General features: G+C 53.3%; 21 protein-coding genes. 10 read left to right on the top strand and 11 right to left on the bottom strand.

Annotation, left to right across the window (positions count from 1 at the left end):
• Positions 1-48: 48 nt before the first annotated feature.
• From pdeD to pabB, 4 genes are all read right to left on the bottom strand, one after another.
• Positions 49-1611: a cyclic di-3',5'-guanosine monophosphate phosphodiesterase PdeD gene (gene pdeD / locus AC6I8T_RS11450; RefSeq protein WP_021183007.1), complete on the bottom strand. Its 1563-nt coding sequence runs from the start codon at positions 1609-1611 to the stop codon at positions 49-51.
• Positions 1612-1849: 238 nt separating this feature from the next.
• Positions 1850-3214: an L-serine ammonia-lyase gene (locus AC6I8T_RS11445; protein WP_208723558.1), complete on the bottom strand. Its 1365-nt coding sequence runs from the start codon at positions 3212-3214 to the stop codon at positions 1850-1852.
• Between the two features lie 185 nt (positions 3215-3399).
• On the bottom strand, positions 3400-3978 hold the full coding sequence (locus AC6I8T_RS11440) for a CoA pyrophosphatase (RefSeq protein WP_208723557.1): 579 nt from the start codon (positions 3976-3978) through the stop codon (positions 3400-3402).
• A gap of 1 nt (position 3979) precedes the next feature.
• Positions 3980-5338, bottom strand: coding sequence for an aminodeoxychorismate synthase component 1 (gene pabB, locus AC6I8T_RS11435; protein ID WP_497833828.1), 1359 nt, complete (start codon positions 5336-5338; stop codon positions 3980-3982).
• A gap of 111 nt (positions 5339-5449) precedes the next feature.
• Between pabB and AC6I8T_RS11430 the strand changes: the two genes are divergently transcribed.
• The gene (locus AC6I8T_RS11430; RefSeq protein ID WP_021183011.1) at positions 5450-5635 is read left to right on the top strand and encodes a YoaH family protein; all 186 of its coding nucleotides are present in this window, start codon (positions 5450-5452) and stop codon (positions 5633-5635) included.
• A gap of 13 nt (positions 5636-5648) precedes the next feature.
• Here AC6I8T_RS11430 and AC6I8T_RS11425 read toward each other — a convergent pair whose 3' ends face one another.
• Complete coding sequence (locus AC6I8T_RS11425; protein WP_021183012.1) at positions 5649-5993, bottom strand: RidA family protein; 345 nt, start codon at positions 5991-5993, stop codon at positions 5649-5651.
• A gap of 125 nt (positions 5994-6118) precedes the next feature.
• On the opposite strand from AC6I8T_RS11425, the gene yoaA reads away from it, so the two are divergent.
• From yoaA to rnd, 5 genes are all read left to right on the top strand, one after another.
• Positions 6119-8029: a DNA repair helicase YoaA gene (gene yoaA, locus AC6I8T_RS11420; protein WP_415174525.1), complete on the top strand. Its 1911-nt coding sequence runs from the start codon at positions 6119-6121 to the stop codon at positions 8027-8029.
• A gap of 53 nt (positions 8030-8082) precedes the next feature.
• Positions 8083-8781, top strand: coding sequence for a tRNA (adenosine(37)-N6)-threonylcarbamoyltransferase complex dimerization subunit type 1 TsaB (gene tsaB / locus AC6I8T_RS11415; RefSeq protein WP_208723555.1), 699 nt, complete (start codon positions 8083-8085; stop codon positions 8779-8781).
• A gap of 61 nt (positions 8782-8842) precedes the next feature.
• Entirely contained in the window at positions 8843-9436 is a 594-nt protein-coding gene (locus AC6I8T_RS11410; RefSeq protein WP_208723554.1) for a Slp family lipoprotein, read from the top strand.
• A gap of 211 nt (positions 9437-9647) precedes the next feature.
• Complete coding sequence (gene fadD / locus AC6I8T_RS11405) at positions 9648-11321, top strand: long-chain-fatty-acid--CoA ligase FadD (protein WP_208723553.1); 1674 nt, start codon at positions 9648-9650, stop codon at positions 11319-11321.
• Positions 11322-11422: 101 nt separating this feature from the next.
• A complete protein-coding gene (gene rnd / locus AC6I8T_RS11400) occupies positions 11423-12544 on the top strand; it encodes a ribonuclease D (RefSeq protein WP_497834294.1) in 1122 nt (373 codons plus the stop codon).
• A 54-nt stretch (positions 12545-12598) separates the two neighbouring features.
• Here rnd and minE read toward each other — a convergent pair whose 3' ends face one another.
• From minE to minC, 3 genes are read right to left on the bottom strand one after another with little or no spacing between them, the layout of a single operon-like run.
• Entirely contained in the window at positions 12599-12868 is a 270-nt protein-coding gene (minE, locus tag AC6I8T_RS11395) for a cell division topological specificity factor MinE (protein ID WP_013509389.1), read from the bottom strand.
• A 3-nt stretch (positions 12869-12871) separates the two neighbouring features.
• Entirely contained in the window at positions 12872-13684 is an 813-nt protein-coding gene (gene minD, locus AC6I8T_RS11390) for a septum site-determining protein MinD (RefSeq protein WP_021183019.1), read from the bottom strand.
• Between the two features lie 33 nt (positions 13685-13717).
• On the bottom strand, positions 13718-14422 hold the full coding sequence (minC, locus tag AC6I8T_RS11385; RefSeq protein WP_208723552.1) for a septum site-determining protein MinC: 705 nt from the start codon (positions 14420-14422) through the stop codon (positions 13718-13720).
• 153 nt (positions 14423-14575) lie between these two features.
• Between minC and AC6I8T_RS11380 the strand changes: the two genes are divergently transcribed.
• From AC6I8T_RS11380 to ycgN, 3 genes are all read left to right on the top strand, one after another.
• A complete protein-coding gene (locus AC6I8T_RS11380; protein ID WP_208723551.1) occupies positions 14576-14851 on the top strand; it encodes a YcgL domain-containing protein in 276 nt (91 codons plus the stop codon).
• A gap of 248 nt (positions 14852-15099) precedes the next feature.
• The gene (locus tag AC6I8T_RS11375) at positions 15100-15759 is read left to right on the top strand and encodes a fumarylacetoacetate hydrolase family protein (RefSeq protein WP_021183022.1); all 660 of its coding nucleotides are present in this window, start codon (positions 15100-15102) and stop codon (positions 15757-15759) included.
• A 64-nt stretch (positions 15760-15823) separates the two neighbouring features.
• The gene (ycgN, locus tag AC6I8T_RS11370) at positions 15824-16270 is read left to right on the top strand and encodes a cysteine cluster protein YcgN (RefSeq protein WP_021183023.1); all 447 of its coding nucleotides are present in this window, start codon (positions 15824-15826) and stop codon (positions 16268-16270) included.
• A gap of 35 nt (positions 16271-16305) precedes the next feature.
• Here the strand turns inward: ycgN and dsbB are convergent, their stop codons facing one another.
• Both dsbB and nhaB read right to left on the bottom strand, forming a co-directional pair.
• Entirely contained in the window at positions 16306-16836 is a 531-nt protein-coding gene (gene dsbB / locus AC6I8T_RS11365) for a disulfide bond formation protein DsbB (RefSeq protein ID WP_036624994.1), read from the bottom strand.
• 120 nt (positions 16837-16956) lie between these two features.
• Positions 16957-18486: a sodium/proton antiporter NhaB gene (gene nhaB / locus AC6I8T_RS11360; protein ID WP_208723549.1), complete on the bottom strand. Its 1530-nt coding sequence runs from the start codon at positions 18484-18486 to the stop codon at positions 16957-16959.
• A gap of 208 nt (positions 18487-18694) precedes the next feature.
• Between nhaB and fadR the strand changes: the two genes are divergently transcribed.
• Positions 18695-19414, top strand: a complete 720-nt coding sequence (gene fadR / locus AC6I8T_RS11355; RefSeq protein ID WP_208723548.1) for a fatty acid metabolism transcriptional regulator FadR — start codon at positions 18695-18697, stop codon at positions 19412-19414.
• A gap of 63 nt (positions 19415-19477) precedes the next feature.
• On the opposite strand, the gene AC6I8T_RS11350 is transcribed toward fadR, so the two are convergent.
• Positions 19478-21013 (bottom strand): SpoVR family protein, encoded by a 1536-nt coding sequence (locus AC6I8T_RS11350; RefSeq protein WP_036624998.1) that lies wholly within the window; start codon positions 21011-21013, stop codon positions 19478-19480.
• Positions 21014-21051: the final 38 nt, after the last annotated feature.

Here is a 21051-nt window from a genome sequence, read left to right as displayed (position 1 = left end):
GGTGCCAAATTTTTTCATTCAGTTGTAGCGGCGCGATTTATCGCGCTATTACGCGCTGAGCTGCGCCTGATGCTGTTCCAGCCAGGCCGGGAAGTCTTCAATCGGCATCGGACGCGCATAGAAATACCCCTGCAAATGGTCGACACCACGTTCGCGCAGATAATGCGCCTGTTCGGCAGTCTCCACTCCCTCCGCCACCAACGCGATGTTCAGGCGTTGCGCCAGTGAAATCACCATATCGGTAACGGTGGCGTTAATGGCATCGGTGCCAATAGCGGCGGTAAAAATCTTATCGATTTTCAGCACATCGGGTTTGAGATCTTTCAGATAGGCAAGCGAACTGTGCCCGGTCCCGAAGTCGTCAATCGCCAGACGGACGCCAATCTCATGCAACTGGGCAACTACCGCCTGATCAATCACCGGCAGCGCATCGCGTTCGGTCAACTCGACCACCAGTTTCGGTAACGGGTTGGCTGGCCACCAGATTCGTTGCAGGTCCTCAACAATCACCCGATCGTGAAAATGGCTGGCGGCAACGTTAATCGCAATATGGAAAGAAGAGCAGTGCGGCAGATTCGGTAGTTCATCTACCACTTTAGCAATCACAAAACGGGTGAGTGGTGCGATCAGATTTTGCCGTTCGGCCAGCGGAATAAACACGTCCGGAGCGATCCATCCCTGACGGGGATTGTGCCAGCGTAACAGCAGCTCGATACCGTCGCATTCGCCACTTTTGGCGTTAATCAGCGGCTGACAATAAACCATAAATTCATTTGCGGTGATGCCATAACTGATTTGCCAGTTCAGGCTCATGCGGTTGGCGGTCGCCAGCCAGACGATGTAGCCCATCAGCAGGCTAAGCAGCACCGCCAGTGGCAACTGAGACGGCAGGGTGCTCAGCGCCAGGCGTGCCGGTGACGGACCGTACAACGTAATGGTGTAGGGATAACGTAGTGATGCCTGATCGTAGGCGACTTCATCTTCTGAGGGCACCGTCGGTTCAATCAGCGGATTGCCATATTCCAGGCTTTGTCCACCCACGTTAAAAATTGCCCGTTCCACCCACGGCAGCTGCGGTTCAAGCAAATAATTGGTCATTAACTCGATATTAATGACCTGTAATAAACCATCGCGATTATCCAGCGATTTAGGCGTCCACAGCAGCAATACCGGAGAACCTTTTAACAGGTAATCGTCGGTGGTAAGCATCATGCGTTCATTATTAATCGCCAGTTCCGGGTAAGTCTGGCTGAAGGAGATATTTTGCGGGCCGTAAATACTGGAGCAGTAAAGCGTGTCGTTCTCCACCAGCAGAATCGATCTGACGGTTTGCAGCGCGGCGATTTTTTCAATGAGCGGAAAACGGACTTGCGGGCAGGGCACGCCGACCAGGCCAAGGGTGTTATTGGCAGAGACATCCAGCGGCGAAAACATGCGATCAAAACGTTCAATGGCGCGAGAGGCAAAATCCAGAGACTGTTGCTCAATACGTGACTTCTCTTCAATGTAGCGAAAAGTCAGCGTAAGAATTAAAACCAGCGCGGCGATCACTAACGCAATAAGCAATCGCTTACGGCGAAATTGACCAACAAATTGCTGGGCTATGAGCATCAGTAACCACCTTGCAAAGACTAAGAATAAAGCCAAAGAACTTCTGGGTTATCGGCATAGCGGCGGCCAGGTTTAGCACGGCTCTGGAAAAAAAGCGGTACTGAAAAAGCAGCGCGGCCAGGGAGGGCCGCGCGTAAATCACTCTATCTGGTTTAGCATGATGGAGGTAGCAGCAGTTGCATAAAATTGTTCAATCGGTGTTTTTTTGCTCACCGAAGAAAGCAACTGCATGGGGGAGTTAGTCGCACTGAACCTTGATAGCAAGGCCACCGCGCGAGGTTTCACGATATTTTGCATTCATATCTTTGCCGGTCTCATACATCGTCTCAATGACTTTATCCAGTGAGACGCGCGGTTCGCTGGTACGACGAAGCGCCATGCGTGCCGCATTGATGGCTTTTACCGAGGCAATGGCATTACGTTCAATGCAAGGGACCTGCACCTGACCTGCGACCGGATCGCAGGTCAGTCCAAGGTTGTGTTCCATACCAATTTCAGCAGCGACACACACCTGTTCCGGGCTGGCGCCCAGCAACTCCGCCAGGCCGGCGGCCGCCATCGAACAGGCCACACCCACTTCTCCCTGGCATCCCACTTCAGCACCGGAAATGGAGGCATTCATTTTATACAGAATGCCAATGGCCCCGGAGGCGAGGAAATAACGGATATAAATGTCAGGCGTCACGCTTTCAATAAAGTGATCGTAATACGCCAGCACCGCTGGAACGATGCCACAGGCACCGTTGGTCGGGGCGGTGACGACGCGGCCACCTGCGGCATTCTCTTCATTGACTGCCAGCGCAAACATATTGACCCAGTCAATCACGTTCATTGGATCATTAGAATGCTTGGTGGAGGAGACCAGCAAACGGCGCAGCGAAGCCGCACGGCGCGGCACCCGCAGTGGCCCCGGCAGCACGCCTTCAGTATTCAGCCCACGATCGATACACGCCTGCATGGTCTGCCAGATGTTAGCGAAGTAGCTATGAATTTCATCGCGGCTGTGCAGCGCCAGTTCGTTCTTCAGCACCAGGCCAGACAGTGACAGGCCGCTCTGCCGACAGTGAGCAAGCAACTCTTTAGCAGAATCGAACGGGAACGGCACGGAGACTTGGTCCAGCACGGACTGACCAAAATGCTCTTCATCAACGATAAAGCCACCGCCAATGGAGTAATAGGTTTTGCTCAGAATCAGCAGGTCGCCAGCGAAAGCGAACAGTGTCAGGCCATTTTCATGCAACGACAGGTTTTCGCTACGGAACACCATGCCGCCTTCGCGGGGGAAATCAACTTCATGGGCACCGTTGGCCAGCAGCAGGCGTTCGCGTTGTTCGACATCCTGAATAAAAGCGGGAATGCTGTCGATATCAACGGTATCCGGAGCGGCACCGGCCAGACCCATAATGATCGCGATGTCAGTGTGGTGACCTTTACCCGTGAGCGACAGAGAGCCGTAAACGTCCACCGCAACACGCGTGACGTCCTGCAACTTACCCTGTTCGGCCAGCAGATCAACAAACTGTTTGCCCGCTTTCATTGGGCCGACAGTATGCGAACTGGAAGGGCCGATGCCCACTTTAAACATGTCAAAAACACTAATCACCGGTGACACTCCTCACAAAGCTTATTTTTGTACGGCTCAGGCCGTTTTATGCGGCTAATAGTAATCGCACGCGCGCAGACACGAGCAGCTTTTCGCATGAAATAAACTAATTATACAGCACAGAAATAGTTATCCATTGCAGGAGGCAAAACCGGTGCAGGAAGAAATGGCAAGCGAGGGGTACATCAACCAGGCAGGGCAATTTGCTGACCGAGCGCACGGATAATGCCTGCGGTCATGCCCCAGATAAAATAATCTTCATACCATGAGAGCCACACCTGATGCTGACGCTGGCCGCGACGTAGCGTCAGACCGCTGTAGCGACTAAGGCGCAAGGCTTCCGCCAGCGGCATGGAAAAGGCGCTTTCGACCTCATCGGGATTAATCGCCAGAGGCAACCCGGCGGGAATGATGCCGACCACCGGCGTGACGGCAAAACCGGTGCTGCTGGTTACTGCGGGCAGCACGCCAACCACCTGCACCTGATCAGGCTGGATACCTACTTCCTCCTGCGCCTCACGCAGGGCGGTAAAGATCAGCGAGTCATCGCTGGCATCCTGCATCCCACCAGGAAAAGCCACCTGACCGGCATGTTTTCGGAGCCGACTGGAACGGCGCGTCAGCAATAACCCGGGTTCTGTATCGTTAATAACAGGCACCAGCACCGCAGCGCGCCGGCCATTAACAGGCGTTTTCGCCAGTGTCACCGGCGGTTGCAACATAAAACGGCTGAGGAATTGATCCAGAGTCAGGTCGCTGTTCATTTCAGGCCAGTTCTCGCAGGCTGGGAAGAATACGATTCACTTTATGCAACGTCTCCTGATATTCAGCGGTGACGTCACTGTCGGCCACCAGCCCACCGCCCGCTGCGCAGTATAACTGCTGGTTTTCGGCGACAAGTGTGCGGATGGTGATGCTGGTATCCATGCGGCCACACAGGCTGATATAACCGATGCTCCCGCACCAGGCATTGCGGCGATGTGGTTCCAGCTCCTCAATGATCTCCATGGCGCGGATCTTCGGCGCGCCGGTAATGGAGCCCCCGGGAAAACAGGCACGCAGCAGATCAGTGGCGGCAAGCTGCGCGGGCAGCCTTGCTCGCACGGTACTCACCAGATGATGCACCGCCGGGAACGGTTCGACGACAAATAACTCAGGTACGCTGACGCTGCCAGGTTCGGCAACGCGCCCGATATCATTGCGCAGCAGATCGACAATCATCAAATTTTCTGCGCGATCTTTCTCGGCATGCGCCAGCTCTTCTGCCTGCCGACGGTCGGCGTGAGGATCGGCCAGGCGTGGGCGCGTGCCTTTGATTGGCCGGGTTTCAATTTCCTGCTGATGCAGGGAAAGAAAGCGTTCCGGTGACAAGCTGAGAATCACGCTGTGCGGCAGCCGAAGAAAGGCGCTGAAGGGAGCGCGATTGGCCGCATTCAGATGCTGAAAAGCCTGCCACTCATCACCGCGATAGCTGGCCTGAAAGCGCTGGGCCAGATTAACCTGGTAGCAATCACCTGCCTGAATATAGGCCTGCACAGCGGCAAAACGTTGGGTGTAGTCGTCGTAACTCAGATTGGATTGCCAGTCACTGGTTAGCGCAAAGGGTTGTTGAGCGGGGGCGTTTTGCGCTTGCAGCCATTGCCAGCGCGCGTCGGCATCATCCAGTGACACCAGCGTCAGGCGACATAATTGATGGTCAGCGATTAACGCCCAGTCATAAATGCCGACCGCCATATCCGGGGTAATGAGATCGGACTTCGCCAGCTGAGGTAAGGTTTCGAAACGACGCCCCAGGTCATAACCAAATAATCCCAGCGCGCCGCCCTGAAAAGGCAGGTCAGGATTAAAAGCGGGCTGAACTCCGAATGCATCGCACTGCTGCTGGAGTAGCGTCAGCGGATCATTCGGGCTGGTCTGGATATGGTCTTGCTGAACGATTTCCGTTACGTCACCCCGGGTCACCAGGGTTACACGCGGATCGGCGGTCATAATATCAAAGCGGTTATCAGCATGATCGGCCTGGCCCGACGTCAACAGCATTGCCCAGGGCTGATGAGCAAGGGTGGAAAACAGGTGCGTCAGCGTATCCGGCGTATAATTGAGAGCGAGGGTTTTTACGATCATGAGACAAATCAGATAACAGCAACAAAGACCTAAGCCTGACACATTTTTTTGTTGCTGGCACCTGTTTGTTCCGCATGGAATAATGCGTCCCCTTTTTCCCAGGAGCGAGTCATGTTTACAGGTCTTCCGGCATTATCTCACGAACAGCAGCAGCAGGCGGTTGAACGTATTCAGGAACTGATGGCAGGGGGTATGGCCAGCGGCCAGGCGATTGCGCAGGTCGCGCATGAAATTCGTCAGAGTCATCAGGGAGAACAAATTCGGGCGCGCTTTGAAGACGACGAAGAGGACGTCTGACGCCCGAATCAGTTTACAACGCGGCGATGATCTTAATTTCGACTTTATATTTCGGATTCATCAAACCGGCCTGCACGGTGCAACGCACCGGTGCATTGCCCGGTGACACCCAGGCATCCCAGGCGCGGTTCATCGCCGGGAAATCAGCTTTATCGACGAGGAAAATAGTCGCGTCGAGAATTTTGCTTTTGTCTGAACCTACACGGGTCAGAATGGCGTCGATCACGGCCAGCGCGTTGGCGGTTTGTGCCTCTGCATCCTCATCAAGATTCTCTGGCACGCTGGTGTAGTACACCGTCTGGTTATGAATAACAGCTTCCGACATACGGTGTTCTGGATCAATACGCGTAATGGTCATGATTTTCTCCTTATTTATCGCAGCGCTAGCCTGCCATAACCGCAGCCAGGTTGTCATCTGTTGTGGTCGCATGAATAGAATCCTGACATAATTACAGTACTTTTTTGAATTTTCGGTGAGGATGTGTGGCAGACGATTTTGCAGCTGACGGCGCGCTGGCGCAGGCGATTCCCGGCTTTAAACCGCGTGAAGCGCAGCGCGAGATGGCGCAGGCTGTCGCAGAGGCGGTAAAAAGTGGCGGTGAGCTGGTGGTGGAGGCCGGTACCGGCACCGGTAAAACCTATGCTTATCTTGCACCCGCGCTGCGTGCTGACAAAAAAGTGATCATCTCCACTGGTTCCAAAGCGTTACAGGATCAGCTGTATAATCGCGATCTACCCACCGTTGCCCGTGCGCTCAAGTTCAAAGGCAAAACCGCCTTGCTGAAAGGCCGCTCCAACTATCTCTGTCTGGAACGGATGGAACAGCAAACCCAGAGCGGCGGGGATCTCAACGTCCAGGCGCTGGGCGATTTGATTACGTTGCGCGGCTGGTCATCGGAAACCATTGATGGCGATATCAGCAGCTGTGCCGGTGTGGCAGAAGACAGCCCGGTGTGGCCTTATGTCACCAGCACCAACGACAACTGTCTGGGCAGTGATTGCCCGCTGTACAAAGATTGTTTTGTGGTGAAAGCCCGCAAACGGGCAATGGACGCTGATGTGGTGGTGGTGAATCACCATTTGTTCCTCGCTGATCTGGTGGTAAAAGAAGGGGGCTTTGGGGAACTGATTCCCGAGGCCGATGTGATGATTTTCGATGAAGCCCATCAGCTGCCGGATATCGCCAGCCAATATTTCGGCCAGCAACTCTCCAGCCGCCAACTCCTCGATTTAGTCAAAGACATCATTATTGCCTACCGTACTGAAGTGCGTGATGTGCAGCAGTTGCAGAAATCCGCCGACCGCCTGGCGCAATGCACCCAGGATTTCCGCCTGACATTGGGAGAACCCGGCTTTCGCGGCAACCTGCGCGACTTGCTGAGCGATAATAACGTGATGCGCATGCTGACCTTGTTGGATGATGCACTCGAACTCTGTTACGACGTGATTAAGTTATCGCTGGGGCGTTCTGCATTGCTGGATGCCGCCTTTGAGCGCGCCGCCCTGTATCGTACCCGCCTGAAACGCTTACGTGCCATTGATGAACCGGGCTTCAGCTATTGGTATGAATGCTCCAGCCGTCATTTTACCCTCGCGCTGACGCCGCTCTCGGTTGCCGAACGTTTCCGCGAAGTGATGGACAATCGCAAAGCAGCCTGGGTCTTCACCTCTGCTACCCTGGCGGTGAATGAGCAGATGAGCCATTTCTCGAGCCGGTTGGGTGTGGATAAAGCAAAAACGCTGATCCTCAACAGCCCGTTTGATTATGCGCGCCAGGCGCTGTTGTGCGTACCGCGCCATCTGCCGGAGCCAAATCGTCCCGGTGGCGCGCGCCGGTTGGCACAGATGATGAAGCCGTTGATTGATGCCAACAAAGGCCGCTGCTTCTTTTTATGTACCTCGCATATGATGATGCGTGAACTGGCGGCGGAATTTCGTGCCTCCATGACCATACCGGTGCTGCTACAGGGCGAAACCAGTAAAGGTCAGCTGTTGAAACAATTCCTTGAGGCAGGCAATGCCTTGCTGGTGGCAACCAGCAGCTTCTGGGAAGGCGTGGATGTGCGGGGCGATGCGTTGTCACTGGTGATCATCGATAAACTGCCGTTTACTTCACCGGAGGATCCGTTGTTGAAAGCCCGCATGGAGGATTGTCGTCTGCGCGGCGGTGAGCCGTTTAACGATGTGCAGTTACCCGATGCGGTAATTACCCTCAAACAGGGGGTAGGCCGTCTGATCCGTGATACCGACGATCGTGGTGTGCTGGTGATTTGCGATCAGCGCCTGGTGTCTCGCCCCTATGGCGCGCTGTTCCTCAACAGTTTGCCGCCTACCCCGCGCACCCGCGATCTTGACCGCGCCATTCGTTTTGTCCGCGAGCAGGAGAGTCACTAATTTGTGTCAGCCTGTGTTAAGATGCGCGCCATTTTGAATCTCCCGAGGTTGTTATGTCCGCCCGAATTTTAGCCCTGGACACGGCGACAGAAGCCTGTTCTGCCGCGCTGCTGAATCAACAACAGCTTGATTCCCGTTTCGAAATCGCTCCGCGTGACCATACTCAACGTATTCTGCCGCTGGTACAGGCGTTGTTGCAGGCGCAACAACTTGAGCTGACGGCGCTGGATGCGCTGGCGTTTGGACGCGGGCCGGGCAGTTTTACCGGCGTGCGTATCGGCATCGGTATCGCCCAGGGGCTGGCGCTGGGGGCGAATCTGCCAATGATTGGCGTCTCCTCGTTAGCCACCATGGCGCAAGGCGCCTGGCGACTGAGCGGCGCAACGCGTGTGCTGGCGGCGATCGATGCACGCATGGGCGAAGTCTATTGGGCGGAGTATCAACGCGATGCGAACGGCGAGTGGCACGGCGAAGAAACCGAAGCCGTGCTGTCGCCGGAAGCCGCTCAGACGCGTATTGCCAGCCTGAGCGGTGAGTGGACCACGGTTGGCACCGGTTGGCAGGCGTATCCGCAGCTGTTAACCACGCCCGGTGCGCATCTGATCGCCAGCGAAGTCCAGTTACCTGCTGCTGAAGATATGCTGCCGTTGGCGCTTGCGGCCTGGCAACGGGGAGAAACGGTAGCGGTAGAACACGCCGAGCCCGTATATCTGCGCAATGAAGTGGCATGGAAAAAATTGCCGGGACGTTAAGGGACCGCGCAACTTATCGCTACGCTCTCAGTCTAATCTGAGAAATAACAGGAGAAGTGCTATGCCAATGAGTCGTAAAGGGATGTCTGGCGCTCTGTTAGCCTGCGTGCTGTTGATCAGCGGTTGTGTTTCGGTGCCGGATGCCATTAAAGGGAGTTCACAGCTTCCACAGCAAGATCTATTACGCGTGATGAATGCGCCGCAGCTCTATGTCGGCCAGGAGTCGCGCTTCGGCGGTAAAGTGGTAAACGTCACCAATCTTAATGGTCTGACGCGCCTCGAAATTGCCACCCAACCATTGGATGACAGCGCCCGACCACGTCTTGGTTCGGCATCGGTCGGTCGTATTTTTGCCGATATTCACGGCTTCGTTGATCCGACCGATGTGAAAAACCAGTACGTTACCGTGCTGGGCAATATCAAAGGGACAGAAAAAGGGACGATCGGCCAGGCCAGCTATAATTTTGTGGTTATCGATGTAAGAGGTTATCAGCGCTGGCATTTAACGCAGCAGGTTATGACGCCACCGCAGCCTATCGATCCCTGGATTTTCTACGGACCGACACGCCATCATCCAGGCTATTGGGGACCCAACCCTTACTGGGGCATGTCCAATAGTGGTCCGGCACAGGTAGAAACCATCCTGACTGAATAAGTTATTTTTAATCAGTTATTTACGGCCCGATCGCGGCGCACGCGAACGGGCCTTTTTATTGAGTGCGCAAACGAAGCGCGAAATTTAGTGATGAGCCTCGCAACCTGAACAGGTCGACACCGGCAAACTGGTACAATCAGTTAAAATATTGTTAACAACACTGATGGCAGAGGCTGCGATGGCTACGCAACAAGAATCTCGGGGTGAATCTTTGACTAAGGTTTGGCTGAAACGCTATCCGCCGGATGTCCCAGCGGAAATTACTGCGGACCGTTATACCTCTTTGATCGATCTATTTGAGCATGCAGCAACGCGTTATGCCGATCAGGTCGCTTTCGTAAACATGGGTCAACCGATGACCTATCGTCAGCTGGACCAGCAAAGTCGCGCTTTCGCTGCCTGGTTACAACAGGGGTTGAAGCTTAAAGCCGGTGATCGGGTTGCGCTGATGATGCCTAATCTGCTGCAATATCCGGTGGCGCTGTTTGGCGTGCTGCGTGCAGGCATGGTGGTAGTGAATGTTAACCCACTCTACACACCACGCGAGTTAAAGCATCAACTTAACGACAGCGGTGCCAGTGCGATTGTCATCGTCTCGAATTTTGCGCACACCTTAGAAAAAGTCGTGGCCGAGACTCAGGTTAAACATGTGATGTTAACGCGCATGGGCGATCAACTGGCCCCCATCAAAGGAACGCTGGTTAATTTTGTAGTTCGCTATGTGAAGAAGTTGGTGCCGAAATACCATCTGCCAGGTGCCGTTTCTTTTCGTCTGGCGTTGCAGCAGGGGGAGCAACTGACTTATCAACGCCCTGATGTGACCAATGATGACCTGGCGTTTCTGCAATATACCGGTGGTACCACCGGGGTAGCGAAAGGCGCAATGCTGACGCACGGCAATATGCAGGCCAACCTCGAACAGGCGAAAGCCACCTATGGCAAGCTGCTGCGTCCGGGACAGGAGTGCGTGGTCACCGCCTTGCCGCTGTACCATATTTTTGCTCTGACGGTTAACTGTCTGCTGTTCCTCGATCTGGGTGGCCAGAACCTGTTGATCACCAATCCGCGCGACATCCCGGGTTTTGTCAGGGAGCTGGCTAAGTTCCCGTTCACCGCGATTACCGGTGTGAATACCCTGTTCAACGCGCTGCTCAACGATGCCAACTTTAATAAGCTGGATTTCTCCACCCTGCGGATGTCGGCGGGCGGCGGTATGGCGGTGCAAAAAGCCGTGGCTGAACGCTGGGAGAAACTGACCGGCCACTATCTGCTGGAAGGCTACGGTTTGACCGAGTGTTCACCGTTGGTGTCGGTGAATCCTTATGACATCACCTGCCATACCGGAAGCATCGGTTTACCGGTACCTTCTACCGATGTGCGTATCGTCGATGAAGATGAACATGATGTCCTGCCGGGTGAGCCGGGAGAGCTTTGCGTACGCGGCCCGCAAGTGATGGTCGGTTACTGGCAACGCCCGGAAGCTACCGAAGAAGTGCTAAAAAATGGCTGGCTGCATACCGGTGATATTGTTACCGTGGACAGCGAAGGCTTTATCCGCATCGTCGATCGCAAAAAAGACATGATTCTGGTGTCGGGCTTTAACGTGTATCCTAATGAGATCGAAGATGTGCTGATGCAGCATGAGAAAGTGCGAGAGGCCGCCGCGATTGGCGTACCGAGCGATCTTTCCGGTGAAGCGGTGAAAGTGTGTATCGTGAAGAAAGATCCCACCTTAACCAAAGAAGAAGTGCTGGATCACTGTCGCCGTCAGCTAACCGGCTACAAGGTGCCGAAGATTATCGAGTTTCGCGACGAGTTGCCTAAGACTAATGTCGGCAAGATTTTACGTCGTGAGTTGCGCGATGAGGTGAAGCGGGAAGGGTAAGTGTGCGCACCTCGCTCAAAGGTTAACGCCGGCAAAGTCCGGCGTTTTTATTGCTTTTAACATGGAGCGCTGCACGAAGTATGTTGCAGCGAAAACATAACGTGAATTATTCCCTGATCGACCAAAATGACCAACTGGCGGCGGTATGTGACAAAGCACGGCAGCATAGCGCTGTGGCGCTGGATACCGAATTTGTTCGCACCCGTACTTACTATCCGCAGTTGGGCCTGATCCAGCTGTTTGATGGCGAGCAATTGGTCCTGATCGATCCTCTCAACATTAGCGACTGGTCACCGTTTATTGCGTTATTGCGTGATACCCAGGTAACCAAATTCCTGCACGCGGGTGGTGAAGATCTCGAAGTGTTTCTGCATCGTTTTCGCTGCCTGCCGGATCCGATGGTCGATACCCAAATTCTGGCGGCTTTTGCCGGGCAGCCTCTGTCGTGGGGTTTTGCCGCGATGGTGATGCACTTTAATCAGATCGAGCTGGATAAAAGTGAAGCGCGCACTGACTGGCTGGCGCGTCCGCTGACGGCGCGCCAGTGTGAATATGCGGCGGCGGATGTCGCTTACCTGCTGCCGATAGCCCATCAACTGGTGGCGCAAACGGAAGCGGCAGGCAACATGGCCGCAGCGCTGAGCGAATGTGACACCTTATGCCAGCGTCGTCTGGATGTGCTGGCGCCTGAAGATGCCTGGCGTGATATCACCAATGCCTGGCAACTGCGCCCGCGTCAGTTGGCGGCTTTGCAGCGTCTTGCGGCGTGGCGGCTGAATATCGCGCGGCAGAAAGATATGGCGGTGAACTTCGTGGTGCGCGAAGAGAACTTGTGGAAAGTGGCGCGTTTTATGCCCGGCAGTCTCGGTGAACTGGATCATCTGGGCCTGAATGGCCATGAAATCCGCTTCCACGGTAAAGCGCTGGTGGCGATGGTGGCCGAAGCGCAAGCGCAGGATGAAAGCACGTTGCCGCAACCGCTGGGGAATCTGATTGATCACCCGGAATACAAGCAGACCTTCAAAGCCATCAAAGCGTTGGTCCAGCAGGTGAGCGAAGAGACGGGTTTTAGCCAGGAGTTGCTGGCTTCACGTCGTCAGATCAATCAGGTGTTGAGCGTGCATTGGGGGTTGAAAAATGCCTCACGCACACCGGAATTAATCGCAGGCTGGCGTGGCGATTTGTTCAAGGCGCGCATCGACGAGATTTTGCAGACGCACTAAATCCAGTATTTTCCCCTGCAAACAACGCAGGGGAAAATCAGGAGACCGCTAGCGTCATTTGGTGACTTCTTCCGTCTCCGGTAGCGTAACGTTCAGCTCCAGAATCGAGATATCATCTCCTTTCTGATCCAGCTGAACGGTCACCATATCTGGGTCAATCTTCACATACTTGCAAATCACTTCCAGAATGTCGCGCTTGAGCTGCGGCAGGTAGTGGGGCTCACTGTCGCCCCTTCTGCGTTCAGCCACAATAATTTGCAGCCTTTCCTTGGCTATGTTGGCTGTGTTCTTCTTACGGGATAAAAAGAAATCAAGTAATGCCATTGGTTATCCCCCGAACAGGCGTTTCAGGAAACCCTTCTTCTCTTCTTCAATAAAGCGGAAGGGGCGTTCTTCGCCAAGCAGGCGGTCTACGGTATCAGCATAGGCTTTACCGGCATCTGAGGTCGCGTCAAGGATCACCGGTTCGCCCTGGTTAGAGGCGCGCAGTACCGATTGGTCTTCAGGAATGACGCCGACCAATGGAATACGCAGGATATCCAGTACGTCTTCCATGCTCAACATATCACCACGACTGACGCGGCCCGGGTTGTAACGGGTCAGCAGCAGGTGTTCTTTCACGGCATCCTGGCCATTCTCTGCACGGCGAGATTTTGAGGCGATGATGCCAAGAATACGGTCGGAGTCACGTACTGAAGAGACTTCCGGGTTAGTAGTAATAATCGCTTCGTCGGCAAAATAGAGCGCCATCAGCGCACCGGTTTCGATACCGGCCGGCGAGTCACAAACGATAAAATCGAACTCCATGGTCGCCAGATCGTTCAGTACTTTCTCAACGCCTTCGCGGGTCAGGGCATCTTTGTCACGGGTTTGCGACGCAGGCAGGATGTAGAGTTGCTCGGTACGCTTATCTTTAATCAGCGCCTGGTTCAGTGTGGCATCGCCCTGAATAACGTTGACGAAGTCATAAACCACACGGCGTTCACAGCCCATGATCAGGTCGAGGTTACGCAGACCGATGTCAAAATCGATAACCACGGTTTTTTTGCCTTTCTGCGCGAGTCCAGTGGCGATGGCCGCGCTTGACGTGGTCTTGCCAACGCCCCCTTTACCGGATGTAACTACAATGATGCGTGCCATAAATGTTGATTTCCTTAACGAAAGAAAAGGGGCCTAATTAAGTGTCTGAATGGTGAGCGCGCCCTCTTTGAGGCACAGGCGCGCAGCTTTACCAAAAAATTCTGCCGGGATCTGATCCATGATCCAGTACTCCCCGGCAATCGAGACCAACTCTGCGGCGAGGTTGGTGCAAAAAATCTGGCAGTCACGGTCACCGCTGGCACCCGCCAGCGCGCGGCCGCGCATCATGCCGTAAATGTGGATGTTGCCATCGGCAACTAATTCAGCACCGGCGCTGACGCTGCTGGTGACGATTAAATCGGCATTGCGGGCATAGATCTGCTGGCCTGAACGTACTGGCGTATTGATGATGCGGGTTTTATTGACGGTCTCAGCCACAACAGGGGCGGCGACGGCTTCAGCAACCGGCGTTTCAGTGCGCTTTTTGCTCTCTTTACCTTCAGACAGCACCGGTAAACCGGCGCGCGCAATCATCTTTTTCAGCGCATCATCTTTACAACCGCTGACGCCAACGATACGCAATCCGGTTGCGCTGACGGCTTGTTGCATCTGTTTCCAGTTGATGTCGCCGTTCAATGCCGACACATTGAGCACCACGGGCGCATTTTTCAGAAAGCCAGGCGCCTGGTCGATTTTGTCCTGCAACGCCTGACGAATCACCTCAGGTTGCGAATGGTGCAGATGAACGACTGACAGGGTAAAACTGCTTCCCTTGAATTCGATTGGCATTTGCGACATCTGTCCTGACTCGTCCTGTTTTCACTACCAGGTGATGAATGCCGATAAAATCGTCATTAACACCACTCGGTCAATATTCGAAGTTCAGCAAGCATGTTATAGTTACTGCTATATTCAGGCAAGTGACGCCATCAGTTAATTCGAGTAAAAAATATGTTTTGTGTGATCTACAGAAGCCCGCAACGCGACCAGACTTATCTTTATGTTGAAAAAAAAGACGATTTTTCCCGCGTGCCGGAAGAATTGCTGCGGGGCTTTGGTAAACCTCAGCTGGCAATGGTGCTGTCACTGGAAAAACGCGGCAAACTGGCTAATGCAGACATCAATAAAGTAAAGCAGGCATTGAGCGATCAGGGCTATTATTTACAATTGCCGCCCCCGCTGGAAAGTCTGCTGAACATACATCTTCAGCAAGGCAAAAAAGATTAATTCGGATTCATCTGTAAATATATCCAGATTTAATCATCTGTATGGATAGCTTTATTTATTTGCCTGCGCTAAATCCCTTATTGCAGACAATATAGTGAATCTGATTAACGTCTTTTGACAATTTCCGCACAGTCCGCAGTCGCAAACCAGCTTAATATATTGACCCTCAGTGCCACGTTCCGGCACTGAAGCAAACACAACGCGCCAGCAGGGCTGGCGTCATACGCAAACTAAAGCAGGGGAATAGCATGTATCAGCATCGTAACTGGCAGGGCGCTTTGTTGGATTACCCGGCCAGTAAAGTGGTCTGTGTTGGCAGCAACTATGCTAAGCACATTAAGGAGATGGGAAGTGCAACGCCAACCGAGCCGGTGGTGTTCATCAAGCCTGAAACCGCGCTGTGCGATCTGCGTCAGCCACTGTCGATTCCAGGGAATTTCGGTGAAGTCCACCACGAAGTTGAACTGGCGGTGCTGATTGGTGCCACGCTGAAGCAGGCGAGTGAAGAGCATGTGGCGAAAGCCATCGCGGGTTACGGTGTGGCGCTGGATTTGACGTTGCGTGATGTCCAGGCTGGTCTGAAAAAAGCGGGACAGCCGTGGGAAAAATCGAAAGGTTTTGATAACTCTTGCCCGCTGTCTGGGTTTATCCCGGCCGCTGAATTCAGCGGCAATCCACAGGATACCGAACTGAAACTGGTGGTGAATGGCGAAGTTCGCCAGCATGGCACCACCGCAGATATGATCCACAAAATTCTGCCGTTGATTGCCTATATGAGCCAGTATTTCACGCTGCGTGCGGGCGATGTGGTACTTACCGGCACCCCAGAGGGTGTGGGCCCGATGCGTTCTGGTGACAAACTTGAGATCTCGCTGGCCGGTCACGGTATTACGACGCGCGTGCTGTAAAACTTGCATCACCGCACCTGAACCTTTATAAGGTGCGGTCTTTACGTTAATCCGGACCGCCATCATGACTGATCACCCTTTCTGGCAAACAAAACGCCTTGACCAAATGGACGACGCAGAGTGGGAATCGCTGTGCGACGGCTGTGGGCAGTGCTGCCTGAATAAATTGCAGGATGCGGATACCGATGAAATTTACTTCACTAACGTCGCCTGCAATCAGCTAAACATTAAAACCTGCCAGTGTCGCAATTACGAACGGCGGTTTGAATATGAAGAAGACTGCATCAAGCTGACACGCGAAAATCTGACCACTTTCAATTGGCTGCCGCGTACCTGTGCGTATCGTTTGCTCGGTGAAGGGAAGACATTACCCGCCTGGCATCCGCTGGTTGCAGGTTCCAAGAAAGCCATGCATGCACAACGCATTTCAGTGCGTTACATCGCGGTGCGGGAGAGTGAAGTGCGGGATTGGGAAGATCACATCATCGATCGGCCAGACCGTAACGGTTAAAAAAACAGGCAGCTCAGGCTGCCTGTTTTCATTTGTTAACGGCCAAACAAATCACGACGTTTGGCTTTGAACGGCTGTGCAATCAGCACCAGCAGGCCAACTACCAGATAAGCCGCAAAAATGACGATCATCCACTGCGGCATGCTCCAGCCAAGGAAACTCCAGTCAATGGCGGCGCAGTCACCCCGCGCCACGAACACGGCAGGCAACCATTTATCCAGTGGCAGCCAGGTCGGGAAACGCGCGGCAAAATCACAGGTGACAAAGGGATTCGGATGGAGTTGGATCATGGTGTGTTCATAAGAGAGGCGAACTCCCTGAATCGCACTGTACAGCCAGATGACAATCGCAACCCAACGCAACGGGGTTTTCGGCGCAATGGCTCCGACAATACCCGCACCCATCACGCCAAACAGTGCGCAACGCTCATAAATACACATCACACAGGGCTGTAATCCCATGACGTGTTGGAAAAAGAGCGCAGTCAGTTCGAGAGCCAGTGCCGTCAGTGCCAACAATAACCAGGCTCCGCGTCCTCGCGAACATTGGTTCAAATATCGCAACATATTGCCTTTCCTGTAGCCATTAATGTTTCGCAGTGTAAACCAAAAGCGTGACCATGCCAGCCCGGACGCAGGAAAAAATCATGTATAAAAATGACTTATCCTGATCCAGGCCAAAAAACCTCAGAGTTGTGTGGTGCTAAGCCAACCTTGCTGGATGAAATAATCACTCATTGGTACCAGCAATTCATTGATGCAGAAAAATCCCACCAGTGACAGCACCAGGGTAAACGGCAGCGCCATCCACACCATGCGGCCATATGAGAGACGAATCAGCGGTGCCAGTGCTGAGGTCAACAAAAACAGGAAGGCTGCCTGACCATTCGGGGTAGCAACTGAGGGTAAATTCGTGCCGGTATTGGTGGCGACCGCCAACAGTTCAAACTGACGCAAATCAATCGCACCACTCTGGAAGGCATGTTTCGCTTCGTTGATATACACCGAGCCGACAAACACATTATCCGAGATGGATGACAGCAAACCATTAAACACATAAAACCAACTGAGTTGCGAGGCCGGGTCGGCCTGCAACACAAAATGGATCAGTGGCTGGAACAGTTGCTGGTCAATGATCACCGCGACAATGGCAAAAAATACCGCCAGCAATGCAGTAAAGGGCAGAGCTTCGGTAAAGGCCTGGCCGAGAGTATGTTCATCGGTAAACCCGCACAGCGAGGTGGCGAGAATAATCACAGAAAGGCCGATCAACCCAACTTCGGCGAGATGAAAGGCGAGGGCGATAATTAGCCAAACGCCGATCAAAGCCTGCACCCACAATCTCAGCGTATCCTGGCGGGTGCGCTGCTCACTGGCCTGACGGTCGCTCTCCAGTAAAATCGCGCGTACGGCCTCAGGTAGCGTTTCACCGTAGCCAAACACCCGGAAGCGTTCCACCAGAATGCTGGTGATAATCCCACACAACAACACCGGAACGGTAACCGGCGCCATGCGCAGGAAAAACTCTGTGAAGTTCCACCCTGCGGCATGGGCAATGATCAGGTTCTGTGGTTCGCCGACCATTGTCATTACACCGCCAAGTGCGGTGCCGACACCGGCCTGCATCATCAGGCTGCGCAAAAAGGCGCGAAATTTTTCCAGGGTTTCCCGCTGGACAACTTCTTCATGGTGCGGCAGCCCGGACGAAGCCACGCGATGATAAATATCATAAAAACCCATCGCCACGCTGATCACCACCGCCAGTACGGTCAGCGCATCGAGGAAGGCGGAGAGAAACGCAGCGGCAAGACAGAAGGTCAGGCCGAGCAGCACTTTGCTGCGGATCGACAGCAAAATACGGGTGAATACGAATAACAGCAGTTGTTTCATAAAGAAGATCCCCGCCACCATAAAAATCAGCAGCAGCAACACTTCAATATTCCCGGCCAGTTCAGTTTTCACCTGTTCAGCACTGGCCATGCCAATGGCAATTGCCTCGACAGCCAACAAGCCACCGGGCAGCAGTGGGTGGCACTTTAACGCCATGCCAAGGGTAAAAATAAACTCGGCGACCAACACCCAACCCGCCAAAAACGGGCTGACAAAAAAGAACAACAGCGGATTGATGACCAGAAAAGTAATCAGTGTCAGTTTGTACCACTCGGGTGATTGCCCGAGAAAATTGCGTCTGAAGGCCTGCGCGTAGCTGAGTTCCATCGACTCTCCCTGAGATCTTGCATGTTATAAATTTTGCCAAGGGTAATGCGTCTCCAGGTGCTACGCAAATGGAGATCGTGTGGGTATTAAATGATATGGAAATTTGCGGCAGCGCGCGCTTTTAATCGGTTGCCAGGCTATATCCGCTATAGCCCCTCTGGTATGATGAGTCCAATTACGATAAAGAAAGCAACGAGAAATAAATGCTATGGTGATTAAGGCGCAAAGCCCCGCAGGATTTGCTGAAGAGTATATTATTGAAAGCATCTGGAACAGTCGTTTTCCGCCGGGGTCAATTCTACCTGCCGAACGTGAGCTTTCTGAATTGATCGGGGTGACCCGTACTACGCTGCGTGAAGTTTTACAGCGCCTGGCGCGTGATGGCTGGCTGACCATCCAGCACGGTAAACCTACGCGGGTGAATGATTTTTGGGAAACATCAGGTTTAAACATTCTCGAAACTCTGGCAAGGCTCGATCATGATAGCGTGCCGCAGCTGATTGATAATCTGTTGTCGGTACGAACCAATATTGCCTCTATCTTTATCAGCCGTGCCTTACGTCATCATCCGGACAAAGCGCGCGATGTGCTGGAAACGGCGCTGAATTCTGAGGATCAGGCAGATGCCTACACTGAGCTGGACTATCGTGTATTCCGTGGTCTGGCATTTGCTTCCGGTAACCCGATCTACGGTTTGATCCTCAATGGACTGAAAGGTCTGTATACCCGCGTTGGCCGCCACTACTTCTCCAATCCGGAAGCGCGTGAGTTGGCTCGCAGTTTCTACCGTCAACTGGCGGATCTGTGTGGGGTTAAACCGACGCAGGAGCAGATTGTCGATTGCGTGCGTGATTATGGTCGCCGCAGCGGTGAAATCTGGCATGGCATGCAGAAAAGTATGCCGGATGATTTGGGGACTAAGCGTTAATTCAACCTGCCTTTTGTCCAATAAAAAGCCGCCATCAACATGATGGCGGCTTTTTTGTGACCTTTACAGCGCCGGACCGCGTGCCGGGCTGCGATCCAGCAGTTCTACGCTGCCATCTTCATTCTGTTGTTCAAGGATGACATCAAAGCCCCACAGGCGATGTACGTGCTTCAGGACTTCGCGGCGGCTTTTATCTAACGGCGCACGTTGCTGCGGTACGTAACGCAGCGTCAGCGAGCGATCCCCGCGCAGATCGACGTTGTAAACCTGAATGTTGGGTTCCAGATTACTCAGGTTGTACTGCGCCGACAGCTGCTGGCGGATTGCCCGATAACCGGCTTCGTCATGAATCGCGGCAATTTCCAGATAGTTGTTACGATCATCATCCAGCACGGTGAACAAGCGGAAATCGCGCATTACTTTCGGCGACAGGAACTGGCTGATAAAGCTTTCATCCTTGAATTCCCGCATCGCGAAGTGCAACGTCTTTAACCAATCTGAACCGGCGATATCCGGGAACCAGTAACGATCTTCCTCAGTCGGGGACTGACAAATACGTTTGATATCCTGGAACATCGCAAAACCGAGAGCATAAGGGTTAATGCCGTTATACCACGGGCTGTTATAGGGCGGCTGGAAAACCACGTTGGTATGGCTATGCAAAAACTCCATCATGAAGCGTTCCGACACTTTCCCCTCGTCATACATATGGTTGAGGATGGTGTAATGCCAGAACGTTGCCCAGCCTTCGTTCATTACCTGGGTTTGCTTTTGTGGATAGAAGTACTGGCTAACCTTACGCACAATGCGCAACACCTCACGCTGCCAGGGTTCCAGCAACGGGGCATTCTTCTCCATAAAATAAAGCAAATTCTCTTGTGGCTCAGAGGGATAGCGAGCGGCTTCAACCTGTACCGACTCTTTCTCTTTACGCGGCAGGGTACGCCACAACGTATTGACCTGACTTTGTAGATACTCTTCACGGCTTTTTTGCCGCGCTTTCTCTTCCTGTAAGGAGATTTTTTGCGGGCGTTTATAACGATCCACGCCGTAGTTCATCAGGGCATGGCAGGAGTCGAGCAACCGCTCAACTTCCTCTACACCGTAACGTTCTTCACAGTCGGAGATGTAATTACGGGCAAACAGCAGGTAATCGACAATCGAACTGGCATCGGTCCAACTGCGGAACAGGTAATTATTTTTGAAGAAAGAGTTGTGACCATAGCAGGCATGCGCCATAACCAGCGCCTGCATCGTCATGGTGTTCTCTTCCATCAGATAGGCGATACAGGGGTTGGAGTTAATCACGATCTCATAAGCCAGGCCTTGTTGCCCGTGCTTATAGCGTTGCTCAGTCTCAATAAATTTCTTGCCGAAGGACCAGTGGGCATAGTTGATCGGCATACCCACGCTGGAGTAGGCGTCCATCATCTGCTCAGAGGTGATTACTTCAATTTGGTGCGGATAGGTATCCAGCCCATAGAGTTTGGCTACACGGTCAATTTCTGCCAGATAGACATCAAGCAACTCGAATGTCCAGTCAGGCCCGTCACTGAGTCGTTTACTGTTCCTGGTTGGCTCGTCAAAGATTGTCGTCATAGCGCACCTCTGTTTTGCAGAGTGGCAGGTAACGGAAT

The sequence above is a fragment of the Pantoea sp. X-Soil-OKNW-556 genome, from assembly GCF_059730695.1.
The sequence above is the reverse complement of the archived record's forward strand: the minus strand, read 5'-3'. Positions and strand labels throughout refer to the sequence as shown.